The organism is Paractinoplanes bogorensis (assembly GCF_018829635.1).
In the GTDB taxonomy this organism is placed as follows: domain Bacteria; phylum Actinomycetota; class Actinomycetes; order Mycobacteriales; family Micromonosporaceae; genus Actinoplanes; species Actinoplanes bogorensis.
Genome location: NZ_JAHKKG010000021.1, coordinates 36,772 through 49,699 on the forward strand (window position 1 = coordinate 36,772; position 12,928 = coordinate 49,699).

Consider the following 12,928-nt stretch of genomic DNA (forward strand, 5'->3'; position numbering starts at 1 on the left):
GCCGCGGCGGCGCCCGCTTCGGCCGCGCCCCGAGGTGCTCCTTTACGACGCGAGGCAGGCGCAGGAGTTCGTCTCGGTGGTCAACCAGGCCGCACAGATCTGGAACAGCCGGGCGACGAACGTGCGGCTCGAGCCGGTGACGGCCGGCGCCAGAGTGGCCCTCGTCCAGCCGCCGCGGGGGGAGAGAACGAGCGGCCTCGACCATCGCCGGCGAGATGTCGGCGCGGAGTGACGGCCCCTGATAGTTCATCGAGCCAGTCTGCGCGGAAACGGCCGCCCTGGACTGCCGTCTGTGGACAACCGCCAGCCTGTGGATATTGCCATCGGGTGGGGCTGGAAATCTGTGGCCGGGCCGGACGGTGATCAACGATGATCGACGGGTGGACGGGGCGCTGGAGCGGATGCGGCTGGCGGCCGCCCTGTGGAGTGTGGACGGCGCGCAGAACGGCCCCGAGATCATCGACGCCGCGTGTGAGTTGCTCGCGTCGGGATATGACGGGGTCAACCTGGCCGTGCTGGCCGGGGTCATGCGCCAGCACGCCGCGGACGAGGTACCGGAGTTTCTCGAGGCCGCGCTTCACGATGTCGGGCTCGATCTCTATCCGCCCGACGCGCACGAGGCCCAGGCGATTGCGGTCGGGCATCTGGCCGCCCGTACGGTCGCGGGGGAAATGTCGCCCGAAGAGTTCGTGGAGTGGGCGCTCACCGGGGCCGAGGATTTCGCGGAACCGCTTCTCGCGCTCGGCAGCGACTACGTCAACTCGGCGCGGCCGAGGCGGGAGATCGATGCGGAGGTGCTCGTGGAGGCGCGGCGGCTGGCGTTCGATTTCGAGCAGTACGCACGGCGGGTGGCCGACGGGCCCTGTTTCGTTTGCGCGACCGTCGCCGGGCACCCGGATTATCGGCACCACGTGGTGTTCGAGGACGACGAGACGATCGCCTTTCTGAACCGGGAACCGACGTTGCTCGGCTACACGCTGGTCGGCCCGAAACGGCATCTCGAAAGCTGGGTGGACGACCTCGACCAGGCGGCTTTCGAGCGCTTTCAGGGCACCGTGCACCGGGTCGCACGCGCGATCGCGGGCACCCTGCCGACCGAGCGAATGTATTCGATGAGTTTCGGCAGCCGGCTCGGGAACAGTCATCTGCACTGGCATCTGGCGCCGCTTCCGCCCGGAGTTCCGTACGAGCGTCAGCAGTTCCACGCCGTGATGGCCGAGAACGGCGTTCTGGACGTCAGCGACGAGTCGCAGGCCGAGTTGGCCCGCGAGATCCGGAGTCGAATGTGATGGAAACGCTGATCCGCAACGTCACCGAGAACTGGGGTGATGACGGGCGGCGCTGGCTGTCCGACCTGCCGGCGCTGATCGACGAGGTGGCGGCCGATTGGGACGTACGGGTCGGGGCGCTCTATCCGATGACGTTCCACTGGGTCGCGGCGGCCGCGTGTGCGGACGGGACGAAAGCGGTTCTCAAACTCGGTGTCGCCGACGGGCACCTCGCCCCGGAGGCGGAGGCGCTCCGCGTTTTCGACGGGCAGGGCGCCGTCCGGCTGCTGGCCGAGAACCCGGCCAGAGGCGCGCTTCTCGTGGAACGCGCCGATCCGGGAGGACCGGTGCCCATCGGGGGCGAGGCGGCGCTGGTCGAGGTGGGGAACCGGCTTCACCGCGTACGGGAAACCGGTTTTGATCTGCCGCATCTGCGCAAGCTACGCGGAGGATTCGAGCGTTATCAGGATGGGCCGATTCCCCGGCGCATGGTCGATCGGGCGGCCGAACTGTTCGACGATCTGTGCGACAGCGCGCCCCGGGAAACGGTGCTGCACGGCGATCTGCACCACGGCAATGTGCTGCGCGGGCGGGACGGGGAATGGCTGGCCATCGATCCGCATGGATGGTTTGGGGATCCGGGATACGACGGCGGGGCGATGCTCTACAACCCGGATCCGGAGCGGCGTGACCCGGAAATACTGGCGCGCGTTCCGGAGCGGATCGACATGCTGACGGCGTACGAGGAAAGGGAAAGAGTTGTCGCCTGGGGTTATGTGATGGGCGTTCTCTCCGAATTGTGGACGGTCGAGGCGTCGGGTCAGGCGCGTTCCCGGGCGCTCGACGTGGCCCGGATGCTGGAGCCACAACTGGATTAGCGCCGCAGGACCGAGGCGCCGGCCGTCATGACGACCATCAGGCCGACGATGATGCCGAACGAAACGGTCAGCGAGGTCGCGTGGGCGATTCCGCCGATGATTCCGGGGGCGATCAGGCCGCTTCCGTACGCGATTCCGGCGACCCCGGCGATGCTTTTCCCCGGATGTTCGCCGCTGCGCCCGGCCGCCGCGAAAACCAGCGGAACGACCACCGCGATACCGATGCCGAGCAGCCCGAACCCGGCGATGACCAGCGCGACCTGGTCGATCAGCACGACCATCAGCACGCCGATCGTGGCGATCGCGCCGCTGAGCCGAACCGTGGCGACCGGTCCGATCTTCTGCACGACCCAGTCGCCGCCGAAGCGGGCGACCGCCATGCACACCGAGAATATCGACACCGTGGCGGCGGCGGTGGCGGCCGGGCTGCCGAGCAGGTCGCGGACATAGACGGCGGACCAGTCGAGGCTGGCCCCCTCGGCGAACACGGCGCACAACGCGACCAGACCGATCGGCAGCACGGCCTTGCTGGGCAGGGCGAACGCGGGCGGCTCCTCGAGGCTGGGCGCCGGTCGGTGCGGGACGATCCCCTGCGACGCGACCAGCACCACCACGACCAGCACGGCGACCGCGATGCCGAAGTGGGCCGGCGCGCCGAGGCCCTCGCGCGCGGCGAACACGGCGATGGCCGAACCGCCCAGCCCGCCGAGACTCCACCACCCGTGGAAACCGGACATCACGGACCGGCCGTAGCGCTCCTCGACCAGCACGGCGTGCGCGTTCATGGCCACATCGGCGAGCCCGGCCGTCGCCCCGTAGACGATGAGCGTGACGCAGAGCAGCCACAACGACGTGGGCAGCGACGGCAGCATCAGGGCGAAGACCCAGGCGAGCATCAGGACGCGTACGAGGGAACGCAGGTCGAACCGATGCACGAGCCGCCCGGACAACGGCATCGCGAGCAGCGCCCCGACACCGGGCATGAGCAGCGCGATCCCCAGTCCGCCGGGCCCCACCCCGACGTGGTCGGCGATCCACGGCACACGCGCCGCAAACGTCCCCGTCACGGCGCCATGAGCAGCAAAGATCGCCGACGTGGCCACACGCGCCCGCCGGGCGTCGAAAACCTCGGTGCTGGTCACAAACCTGACAGTAGGCGAAGAGGGGCCTACGCCGGGCCCGCCTCCGGCCCGTCCTGCGACGAGATCGCCGTCGAAATCAGCGCAGGCGACACCGGCTCCACGACGACGTCCTCCGGCGACCGCAGTCGCGGCGGCGCCTGCATCCACGGCTTGAGATTCTGCAGCACCTGCTTATAGAAATCGTCGACGGCGTCCAGCACCGAGTCGATGAACGACCCACGCCCGGTGCCCCGCTTCGTTCCGGCGGCGGAGTTGGCCGCCACCCGGAATGCCTTCAACTCCTTGGCCGGATCATTGATCAGAAGACCCGGATTTTCCCGTACGGCCTTCAGCAGTTCGGTGTTTCCGGGGCCGCGCGAATAGGCGGCGAACGCCTCCAGCCGCACACTTTCCGGAGCTTGCTTGAGCTGCCGGACAAGCCAGTTCACACGGGTGGTCGGCCGGCCTTCCCGCGGCGCATCGACGTCAACATGACAGGTGATTCGCGCGGCCCGGACGTCGGCCTTGATGAAGAGAGCCCCGACCGCGCCAGGAATCCGCAGACCGGCGGTCATGGTGCCGTTCGAGGTCAGTTCAGCCACCAACGCCTGCGTTCGTACGGCGGGTTCCGCCAGTTCACGGCGACTGAGTGCGGGGACGATCTCGGTTCCCAGGCTCCGCCCGAGCTTCAGACCGGCATAGCGTACGAGCGCATCGAATCGCCCGACGACCTCAGCGGCGCCGGCATCAGTCGCGCGAAGCGTTCCGGCACCGACCGACTCCCGAATCGGAACCCAGTTCGGACCCATGTCACTGAAGTCGAGGGCCCCCGACTTGGTGTGTTCGAGGTATCGGATCAGTTCACCCAGTACCCAAGCCTGATCCGGGTCCGCGACGCCCCGATACTCCTTCTGCATCACCGCGGTCGTGAGCACCTCCGACCAGGGCAGATGATGGAGGGCAACTTTCTTGAGCCGCCGTTTGTCGACGGCCGTCGGATGCTGGCCGGGCACCGGCGGGATCTGGTTGGAAATCGTGACGACGGCGTCGAATCCTTGCTCGCGGGCTACGTCGAGGTAGTTCTCGATCTGTTCCGCTTTGAGTTCGTTGCCGCCGGTCTTGACCTCGACCAGCGCTGTCCATTCGCGCTGGCCGCGGGAGACCCGGACAAGGCCGTCCGGGAAGACTCGTCCGTCGCCGAGCTTGAAAGGCACCTCGATGTAGGCCTGGACCGTTCCGGCAGGCGCACCGAACGGCTGCGTCAGTGCCCGGCCGAATTCCCGCACCGCGCACATGACCGCAAGAAGCGCGGACGTAGCTCTTCGCTCCTGTTCGTCGGCACCGTTGATCCCCGAGGTGGGAATGAGCCGGGCGGCCAACCAGGTGTCTTCACTCATAAGTCACACCCTCCGTCAAGAACGTGCACGAAGATTACGCTGCCGTCGGCATTGCAATCGGGTCGATCGACGCGACGATCAGTTACGGGAAATCGGCCGACTGTCCACGCGCGACTGTCCACCGGTGGAACCGTTCTCATTCCGGGGACGAGCTGATCTTGAGTTACGGATGGGGAATATTTGCGCGAATCGGGTCGCGGATCGGGGGGAATGTCGGTTGAATGGGTGTGGATCAGTTCATCGACCGAGATGGGGGCTGTGTGCCGCTTCGGAGGCGTAAGCAGTGGTGGGGTGTGACTCTGGACGCTCCGGACGGGATCGAGCTCGGGCGCTTCTATTCCCGCCTGCTCGGCTGGACCTTCTATCCGGCCGACAACGGGCTCGGCGGCGCCGTCGCGCCCTCCGAGACTGCGGGATACAACCTCGGCTTTCAGACCGAGAAGAACTATGTGCGCCCGGTTTGGCCGGCCGAACCGGGTAAGCCGCAGATGTCGATGCACCTGGAGATCGAGGTCGACGATCTCGAAGAGGCCGTGGCGCACGCGACGAGTGTCGGCGCTACCGAGGCGGAGTTTCAGCCCCAGGATTCCGTACGGGTGATGCTCGATCCCGCCGGGCATCCGTTCTGCCTATACCTCGACGAAATGGAACATGCGTAACCCGGCCACGAAAGGCGACGGATCCCGGGTGAGCCGGTGCACGCCGACCCGGAAACGCGCGTCGTGCGGCTCGCAATAGGCGAGTTCCTCGAAACCGTTGGTGACGAACAGATCGCGTACGGGGGAATCGCCCGCCCGGGTCCAGACCACAGTGCTGCCGGGAGCCAGCAATGCGGGCAGAGCGGCAATCGTCCGGCCCACGTCCGCGTCCGTGATGTTGCCGAAAACGCCGCACGCGAGCAGAACGTCGGCGGGAGCCACCGCTGCGTACGGGTCGGTGATGCCCGCGTCTCCGGTCACCACCGTCACTCCGTCGGGCGCGGCACGGCGGGCCCGGTCGGCGAGTTCCGGGTCCTGCTCGACGAGCACGGCCGGCGATCCGGGCGGCAGCAGCGGCAGCACATCGCGACCGTCGCCGGCGCACATGCTGATCACCCGGCGTGGCGCCGGGAGCAGCGGCCGCAGGAAACCCCGCACCACCTCGAGCCGGCGGGCCAGCGACGAGCCGGGCACCTCGTACTCGTCATGCCATCTGATCCAGTCCCGAGCCACGACCGCCATTCAACGCGAAAGCGCCGCGCCCCGGGGACGGTGGGGCGCGGCGCTTTCTGGAGCGGGCCAGGTAGAAGGGCCGATCAGGTGGACGACTTGTGCTCGACCGCCGCCGCGACGTCCTTGTCGATGCGCGGGTCGCCCTCGTCGGCGTAGTAGTCGGACAGCGTGGTGCCGTCGACGCCGTCGGGGGTCTTCATGGCCCGCAGGATCAGGGTCACGATCGCCGCCACCAGCAGGTTGAGCAGCACGGTGACGAAACCGACGTAGATCGTCCGCTTGGTGTCGAACCCGAGGTCGGACAGCGGGAACGCCGAGCCGCCGAAGTGGGCGCGGCCGGTCGCCGGGTTCGGGATCTGCCACAGCATCCACATCGAGACGCCCATGCCGACGATCCAGCCGGCGATCAGCCCGCCGCGGTGCATCCAGCGGGTGAACAGGCCGAGGGCCACCGCGGGCGCGGTCTGCAGGATGATGATGCCGCCGATCAGCTGCAGGTCGATGGAGAACTGCGGGTCGAGGAAGACGATGCAGGCGACCGCGCCGACCTTCACCACCAGCGAGGTGATCTTCGAGACCCGGGCCTCGGCGGCCGGGGTGGCGTCCTTGCGGATGTACTCCTTGTAGATGTTGCGGGTGAACAGATTGGCCGCGGCGATCGACATGATCGCGGCCGGCACCAGCGCACCGATGCCGATCGCGGCGAAGGCGACGCCCGCGAACCACGACGGGAACTGCATGTCGAACAGCAGCGGCACGACCGTGTTGCTGTCGACCTTGCCGGTGGCCGGGTCGGTGATCGGCTTGACGCCGGACGCGATGGCCGCGTAACCGAGCAGCGCGAGCAGGCCGAGCAGGAAGCTGTAGGCCGGCAGGGCCGACATGTTCCGCTTGATCACGTTGCGGTTCTTGCTGGCCAGCACGCCGGTGATGCTGTGCGGATAGAGGAACAGCGCCAGCGCCGAACCGAGGGCCAGGGTGATGTACTGGATCTGGTTGTTGGCGTTCAGCGTGATGCCGTCGTTCGGGTTGGGCGAGGCGGTGAACTTCGCCTCGGCCGCGTCGAAGATGCTGCCCCAGCCGCCCAGCTTGTAGGGCAGGTAGATGACGGCCACGATGATCACGATGTAGATCAGCGTGTCCTTGACGAAGGCGATCAGCGCCGGTGCCCGCAGACCCGACTGATAGGTGTAGGCGGCCAGGATCGCGAACGCGATGATGATCGGCGCGTGCCGGGCGATGGCGCTGTCGCCGGTCACCCCCATCGTCTTGAGGACGGCCTCGATGCCGACCAACTGCAGGGCGATGTACGGCATGGTCGCGACGATGCCGGTGATCGCGATGAGCAGGGCCAGTGTGGGCGAGTCGAACCTCGTACGGACGAAATCGGCCGGAGTCACGAAGCCGTGCCGGTGCGACACCGACCAGAGCCGGATCAGGATCAGGAAGAACAAGGGATAAATGACGATGGTGTACGGCACGGCGAAGAACCCAGCCGCACCGGCACCGAAGATGAGGGCGGGTACGGCGACGAAGGTGTACGCCGTGTAGAGGTCGCCGCCGACCAGGAACCAGGTGATCCAGCCGCCGAAGCTGCGGCCCCCGAGTCCCCACTCGTCGAGGTGCTCCATGTTGTCCGGCCGCCGCCAACGCGCGGCGACGAAGCCCATGCCGCTGACCAGCAGGAACAGAAACGTGAAGACGATGATCTCGGTGATGTGGTCACTCATGGCGTCACCGCTTCTTCGTCATCTGGTAGACGAGCGAGGTGGTGGCCACGCCGACGAGGATGAACATGAACTGCAGCCAGTAGAAGGCCGGGAAGCCCCACAGCCGGGGCGAGTCGTGATTGAACAGGAAGGTCATCACCGGCAGCACGATCGGGATGATCAGCAGCCAGTTCCACGGGCTGCGGTCGCTTCGAGCTGCGGGTTCTGATTCGGGAGTCTCGGGCTCCGCCATCAGCCGTACCTCCTCGTAACTGTGGAGACGGTCACAGTCACGCTAACGACACACGCCCGTTACAAGCGATCATCGTGCGCCGAACGGCGTACGACCTGCGCCGAACGGTGGCCCTCGATGTCTGCCCGGCCGCCCCGCTACGATCACGGACATGGCTCAGGAGTCGCTGGACACGAACGTTCCGCAGACCGCTCGCATCTGGAACTACCTGCTCGGCGGCAAGGACAACTTCGCCGTCGACCGGGCAGTCGGTGATCAGATCATCGAAAACGTCCCGCACCTGGCCGAATACGCCCGGCTCTCGCGCAAGTACCTGGTCCGCGCGGTGCACTATCTGGCCACCGACGGCGGCGTCGCGCAGTTCCTCGACGTCGGCACCGGCCTGCCCACCGCCGGCAACACGCACGAGGTGGCCCAGGCGGCCAACCCGCGGGCCCGCATCGTCTACGTCGACAACGACCCGCTCGTGCTCACGCACGCCCGCGCGCTACTGACCAGCAGCCCCGACGGCAAGACCGACTATGTGGACGCCGACCTCCGCGACCCCGCCAAGATCCTGGCCGCGGCGTCGGAGACCCTCGACCTCGACCAGCCGGTCGCCCTGATGGTGATGGGCATCCTCGGCCACGTCGAGAGCGACGACGAGGCCCGGTCGATCATCGACCAGTTCATGTCGAACCTGGCCCCGGGCAGCTACCTGGCGATGTACGACGGCGCCGACACCAACCCCGACGTGGTCGAGGCGACCCGCATCTGGAACGTCTCGGCCAACCCGAAATACCACCTGCGCAGCCCCGAGCGGATCGCCGGCCTGTTCGCCGGGCTCGACCTGGTCGACCCGGGCGTCGTGCCGGTCACCCGCTGGAAGCCGGACGCCGAGGCCGCGGCCCAGCCCGAGATCGCCCAGTACTGCGCAGTCGGCCGCAAGCCCTGACCGAAGAAGGGCGCCCCCGGGAACGGGGGCGCCCGAGAACACTACGGGGTCCAGAGGCCGGTCGAGACCGCCTTGGTCAGCGACGCGTTGGTGTCGTCGCCGTCGAGGGACCACATCATGGCGCCGCCCAGGCCCTTGGCCCGGATGTACAGCGTCTTCTGCAGCATCATGGCCGGGTCGTCGTAGGTCCAGAACGTGGTGCCGTCGAAGAGCCACGAGTGGCCCGCCTTGAGGTCACGGTAGACCTTGAAACCGGGCAGGGTCTTGACCGTCTTGTAGTCCTCGGTGCCGGCCGCGAACTTGCCCGGCGCCGCACCCGTGGCCGGGGCGAACAGGCCGTTGCCGCCGGCCGTGATGCCGGTCCAGCCCTGGCTGTAGTAGGGCAGGCCGAGCACCAGCTTCTTGCGCGGGGCGCCGACCGACAGCCACTTGTTGATCGCCACGTCGGACGAGAAGTCCGGGTTGTCCGGCGCGCCCTTGGGCACGAACAGGGCCGACTGCTGGTTGGCGCGGGCCTCCCACGAGCCGTGGAAGTCGTAGCCCTGGACCGTGCCGAAGTCGAGGTACTTGAAGATCTTGCCCTCGAAGCCGGCGTCGACCTTGACCGGCGCGGCGGGCAGGAACGCCGTGAGGTCGTAGCGGTGCCGGGTCGTACGGGAAAGGGAATCCAGCTGCTTGCGGAATTCGGCCGTCAGCAGAGTGAAGTTCTGCTTGTCCTCGGGCCGGATGATGTTGCCGACCTCGCCCGCCGAACCGGGCCACTCCCAGTCCAGGTCGATGCCGTCGAAGATGCCGGCGCCGGTGCCGTCGGGCAGCCCGGTCAGGTTGCCCTTGATCCACAGGTCGACGCAGGACGTCACGAACTTCTTGCGCGACTCGTCGGTCAGGGCGGCGTCCGAGAAGTACTTCGAGCCGGTCCACCCGCCGAGCGAGATCAGCACCCGCAGCTTCGGGTTCTTGGCCTTCAGTTCCTTGATCTGGTTGAGGTTGCCCGAGATCGGCTGACCGGCGACGTCGGCCACGCCGTCGACGCTGTTCTCGGCCGAGAACGGGGTCTGCCAGTCGGCCCAGGCGTCGGCCGAGGCGCACAGGCCGTCGGCGGTGACCGGGCCGAACGCGTAGTTGATGTGGGTCAGACGGGACGCGGCGCCGGACTTCTGCACCTTCGCGAGCTGGAAGTCGCGACCGTAGATGCCCCACTGGGTGAAGTAGCCGACCTTGACGTACGGCTTGACGCCGGTCGCCTGTGCGGGAGTCGCGGCGACCGTCGACGCCACCGCGGCGAGAGCCGCCACGGCGACGAGACGCCGGGTAAAGACGCGCATGAGCCCTCCAGGGCCGAAACGTTGAAGAAAGTTTCCTAATCGAGGAAGCTAAACGTCTCGGCACGGAGAATCAATGCTCGTCGTCGATGGGCCCGACAGGTCCGGTTTGCGGCCCGACCGGATTTGCGCGGATCAGCGGAGATGCGCCGTTTCGTTGACCGAGCGCACCGCGATGTTGCCGTCGGGCCACACATCCATCGTGGACACACCGGCCGCGTCGAGGAACATGCGATGCAGGAACGCGTCGGAGGCGGCGAGCGCGTCGCGCAGGATCAACTTGATCGGCGAGACATGCGAAACCACAACAACCACCCCTTCTCCGTACGAGGAAAGGATCGTCGCCATCGCCCCACGCACCCGTTTGGCGGCCGCCTGGAACGACTCGCCACCCGGCGGCGCCACGCTCGTCGAGGCCAGCCACGCGTTCATCTCGGTGGGCCAGCCCTCCTGCACCTCGGCGAAGGTCAGGCCTTCCCAGAGCCCGAAATCGACCTCGATCAGGTCGTCCACCACGGTCACCGGCACGCCGCCGACCTCGGCCGAGATGTGCTCGGCGGTGCGCACACACCGGCGCAGCGGCGAACTCACGATGGCCGTCACGTCGCGCGAGATGCCGGCCACCCGGCCGCCCGCCGCCATGGCCTGCGCCTCGCCCTGATCGGAGAGCGGCACGTCACCGCGACCCGAGTAACGACCCTGCTGCGTGTACGCCGTCTCGCCGTGCCGCACCAGGATGAGCCGGGTCGCGTTGTCGAGCGACGGCGGCGCCCAGGATTTCGGGGCCGCGGGTGTCACCACCTCAGGCTCGATGCGATCAGAGACCGGCTTGCCCGCGGCCTCGTCCATCGCCCGGTTGGCCAGCGCGTCGGCGGCCTTGTTGCGCTCGCGCGGGATCCACTCGAAGGTCACCCGGCCGAACCGGGCCACCAGCTGGGCGGCCTCGGCGGCGAGCGGCCGCAGCCCGGCGTTCTTGATCTGCCAGCGCCCGGACATCTGCTCGACCACGAGCTTGGAGTCCATCCGCACGTCGACCTCGGTCGCGCCGAGCTCGTGAGCGGCCCGCAGGCCCTCGATCAGGCCGGTGTACTCGGCCACGTTGTTGGTGGTCGTGCCGAGCGCGCCCTGCCGCTCGAGCAGCACCTGACCGTCGGTGTCGCGCACGACCGAGCCGTAGCCGGCCGGCCCCGGATTGCCCCGGGACCCACCGTCCGCCTCGACGACAACCCTCACAGACCGGATTCCTTCGTACGGACCATGATGCGGCGGCACTCCTCGCAGCGCACCACGTCGTCGGGCTCGGCCGCCTTCACCCGGGCCAGGTCGGCGCCGTAGAGCTCGATCCGGCAGCCGCCGCAGCGCCCGGCCTGGAACAGTGCCGCGCCCAGCCCCGAGTCGAGCCGGATCTTGTCGTAGAGCGAGACCAGGTCGGCCGGCAGGTCGGCGGCCAGCGGGCCCCGCGAGGAGTTCTTGAACTCCTGCTCCTTGGTGATGTCGGCGTACGCCTCGTCGCGGCGCTGCTCGGCCGCCCCGCGCCGCTCGGCGGCCGCGTCGAGACGCTGCTTCACCTCGGACAGCGCCTGCTCGGCGGTCTCCCGCTGCTCCATCAGCTCGAGCTCGGAGTCTTCGAGCTCGGACTGGCGGCGGTTGAGGGTGGCCAGCTCGTGCTGCAGGCCCTCGATCTCGCGCAGCGCGCCGCCGGCGTCGAGCCGGGCCTGGTCCTTGTCCTTGCGGAGGCGGACCTGCTCGATGTCCTTCTCGAACCGGCTGATGTCGCGGTCGAGGTCGTCCACGGCGACCTGGGCCCGGACCCGCTCGTCCTCGAGCGCGGACAGCTCCCGCGACACGGTGTCGATCTCGGCCAGCTCGGGCAGCGACTTACGCCGGTGCGCGAGCTGGGCCAGGGCGGTGTCGACGGCTTGCAGGTCGAGCAGTCGGCGCTGGGCTTCCGGCGAGGCCTTCACGGCTGGGGCTCCTTTTTCTCGGGTACGTCCCGGGCGTGGACGGTCCAGGGGTCTGTGTCCACGTCGGACACGATGGTCTCGGCGCCGAACTCTTCGCGCAGCCAGGCCGCGACGTCGTCGAGCCAGGGGCGTTCGGTGGCCCAGTGTGCGACGTCGAGCAGCGCCGGGCCGGCCTCGGCGAGATGCTCGCTGGCCGGGTGATGGCGAAGATCGGCGCACAGGTACGCGTCGACGCCCGCCCGCGCCGCGTCGGCGAGGAACGAATCGCCCGCACCGCCGCAGACCGCCACGGTCCGCAGCGCCCGGGACGGGTCGCCGGCCGCGCGCACCCCGGCCGCGGTCGCGGGCAGGCGGCTCGCCGCGAAGCCGGTGAACTCGGCCAGGTCCATCGGATCGGCCAGCTCGCCGATGCGGCCGATGCCCCGGCCCTCGCCCGCCGCGGCGCCGGTGGCCGGCACGAGGGGGCGCAGGTCGCGCAGGCCGAGCCGGGCCGCGAGCGCGTCGGACACGCCCGGGTTGGCCACGTCGGCGTTGGTGTGCGCGCTGTAGAGCGCGACGTCGTGCCGGATGAGCCGGTGGATGATCCGGCCCTTGTAGGTGTCGGGCGCGATCGACGACACCGGCTTGAGAAGCAGCGGGTGGTGGGCGACGACCAGATCGGCGCGTACGTCGAGGGCCTCGTCGACCGTCTCGGGCACGCAGTCGACCACGCAGAGCACGCGCCGGACCGTACGGGAAAAATCTCCGAGCACGAGGCCGACCCTGTCCCACGACTCGGCCCAGTCGCGCGGATAGCGCCGGTCGAGAGCGTTCACCACGTCGAGGACGGTGGGTGCGGCGGCTGTGTCGGTCACGGCCGCCAACTCTATCG

Annotated in this window: 13 protein-coding genes; 4 read left to right on the forward strand and 9 right to left on the reverse strand. The window is 68.5% G+C overall.

Annotated features, from left to right (window positions below):
* Positions 1-380 precede the first annotated feature (380 nt).
* Together KOI35_RS44430 and KOI35_RS44435 are read left to right on the forward strand one after the other, a co-directional pair.
* Positions 381-1,289, forward strand: a complete 909-nt coding sequence (locus tag KOI35_RS44430) for an HIT family protein (RefSeq protein ID WP_215795804.1) — start codon at positions 381-383, stop codon at positions 1,287-1,289.
* The gene (locus KOI35_RS44435; RefSeq protein ID WP_215795805.1) at positions 1,289-2,146 is read left to right on the forward strand and encodes an aminoglycoside phosphotransferase family protein; all 858 of its coding nucleotides are present in this window, start codon (positions 1,289-1,291) and stop codon (positions 2,144-2,146) included. The genes KOI35_RS44430 and KOI35_RS44435 overlap by 1 nt, the downstream gene beginning before the upstream one ends.
* On the opposite strand, the gene KOI35_RS44440 is transcribed toward KOI35_RS44435, so the two are convergent.
* Positions 2,143-3,288 carry an MFS transporter gene (locus KOI35_RS44440; RefSeq protein WP_215795806.1) on the reverse strand — a complete coding sequence of 382 codons (1,146 nt, stop codon included), beginning with the start codon at positions 3,286-3,288 and terminating at the stop codon, positions 2,143-2,145. The genes KOI35_RS44435 and KOI35_RS44440 overlap by 4 nt on opposite strands.
* Before the next feature lie 26 nt (positions 3,289-3,314).
* Complete coding sequence (locus tag KOI35_RS44445) at positions 3,315-4,664, reverse strand: stress response protein (RefSeq protein WP_215795807.1); 1,350 nt, start codon at positions 4,662-4,664, stop codon at positions 3,315-3,317.
* Between the two features lie 227 nt (positions 4,665-4,891).
* On the opposite strand from KOI35_RS44445, the gene KOI35_RS44450 reads away from it, so the two are divergent.
* On the forward strand, positions 4,892-5,323 hold the full coding sequence (locus KOI35_RS44450) for a VOC family protein (protein ID WP_308121438.1): 432 nt from the start codon (positions 4,892-4,894) through the stop codon (positions 5,321-5,323).
* Here the strand turns inward: KOI35_RS44450 and KOI35_RS44455 are convergent.
* From KOI35_RS44455 to KOI35_RS44465, 3 genes are all read right to left on the reverse strand, one after another.
* Positions 5,294-5,875 carry a class I SAM-dependent methyltransferase gene (locus tag KOI35_RS44455; protein WP_215795809.1) on the reverse strand — a complete coding sequence of 194 codons (582 nt, stop codon included), beginning with the start codon at positions 5,873-5,875 and terminating at the stop codon, positions 5,294-5,296. The genes KOI35_RS44450 and KOI35_RS44455 overlap by 30 nt on opposite strands.
* An 83-nt stretch (positions 5,876-5,958) precedes the next feature.
* Positions 5,959-7,605, reverse strand: coding sequence for a monocarboxylate uptake permease MctP (mctP, locus tag KOI35_RS44460; RefSeq protein ID WP_215795810.1), 1,647 nt, complete (start codon positions 7,603-7,605; stop codon positions 5,959-5,961).
* A gap of 4 nt (positions 7,606-7,609) precedes the next feature.
* Positions 7,610-7,837 carry a DUF3311 domain-containing protein gene (locus KOI35_RS44465; RefSeq protein WP_215795811.1) on the reverse strand — a complete coding sequence of 76 codons (228 nt, stop codon included), beginning with the start codon at positions 7,835-7,837 and terminating at the stop codon, positions 7,610-7,612.
* 121 nt (positions 7,838-7,958) lie between these two features.
* Here KOI35_RS44465 and KOI35_RS44470 point away from each other — a divergent pair, with 121 nt between their 5' ends.
* On the forward strand, positions 7,959-8,771 hold the full coding sequence (locus KOI35_RS44470; protein ID WP_438870664.1) for an SAM-dependent methyltransferase: 813 nt from the start codon (positions 7,959-7,961) through the stop codon (positions 8,769-8,771).
* A gap of 41 nt (positions 8,772-8,812) precedes the next feature.
* Here KOI35_RS44470 and KOI35_RS44475 read toward each other — a convergent pair whose 3' ends face one another.
* The 4 genes from KOI35_RS44475 to KOI35_RS44490 all read right to left on the reverse strand — a co-directional run bounded on the left by KOI35_RS44475 (position 8,813) and on the right by KOI35_RS44490 (position 12,911).
* A complete protein-coding gene (locus KOI35_RS44475) occupies positions 8,813-10,096 on the reverse strand; it encodes a glycoside hydrolase family 18 protein (RefSeq protein ID WP_215795813.1) in 1,284 nt (427 codons plus the stop codon).
* 132 nt (positions 10,097-10,228) lie between these two features.
* On the reverse strand, positions 10,229-11,326 hold the full coding sequence (locus KOI35_RS44480) for a bifunctional RNase H/acid phosphatase (RefSeq protein ID WP_215795814.1): 1,098 nt from the start codon (positions 11,324-11,326) through the stop codon (positions 10,229-10,231).
* The gene (locus KOI35_RS44485; protein WP_215795815.1) at positions 11,323-12,057 is read right to left on the reverse strand and encodes a zinc ribbon domain-containing protein; all 735 of its coding nucleotides are present in this window, start codon (positions 12,055-12,057) and stop codon (positions 11,323-11,325) included. The genes KOI35_RS44480 and KOI35_RS44485 overlap by 4 nt, the downstream gene beginning before the upstream one ends.
* Positions 12,054-12,911: a Nif3-like dinuclear metal center hexameric protein gene (locus KOI35_RS44490; protein ID WP_215795816.1), complete on the reverse strand. Its 858-nt coding sequence runs from the start codon at positions 12,909-12,911 to the stop codon at positions 12,054-12,056. Before KOI35_RS44490 ends, KOI35_RS44485 begins: the two co-directional genes overlap by 4 nt.
* Positions 12,912-12,928: the final 17 nt, after the last annotated feature.

What these genes read in the sequence shown, in the direction of transcription:
- KOI35_RS44435 (WP_215795805.1), top strand. Translation starts at nt 1,289, where the DNA reads ATGGAAACGCTGATCCGCAACGTCACCGAGAACTGGGGTGATGACGGG.
- KOI35_RS44445 (WP_215795807.1), bottom strand. Translation starts at nt 4,664, where the DNA reads ATGAGTGAAGACACCTGGTTGGCCGCCCGGCTCATTCCCACCTCGGGG.
- mctP (WP_215795810.1), bottom strand. Translation starts at nt 7,605, where the DNA reads ATGAGTGACCACATCACCGAGATCATCGTCTTCACGTTTCTGTTCCTG.
- KOI35_RS44465 (WP_215795811.1), bottom strand. Translation starts at nt 7,837, where the DNA reads ATGGCGGAGCCCGAGACTCCCGAATCAGAACCCGCAGCTCGAAGCGAC.
- KOI35_RS44475 (WP_215795813.1), bottom strand. Translation starts at nt 10,096, where the DNA reads ATGCGCGTCTTTACCCGGCGTCTCGTCGCCGTGGCGGCTCTCGCCGCG.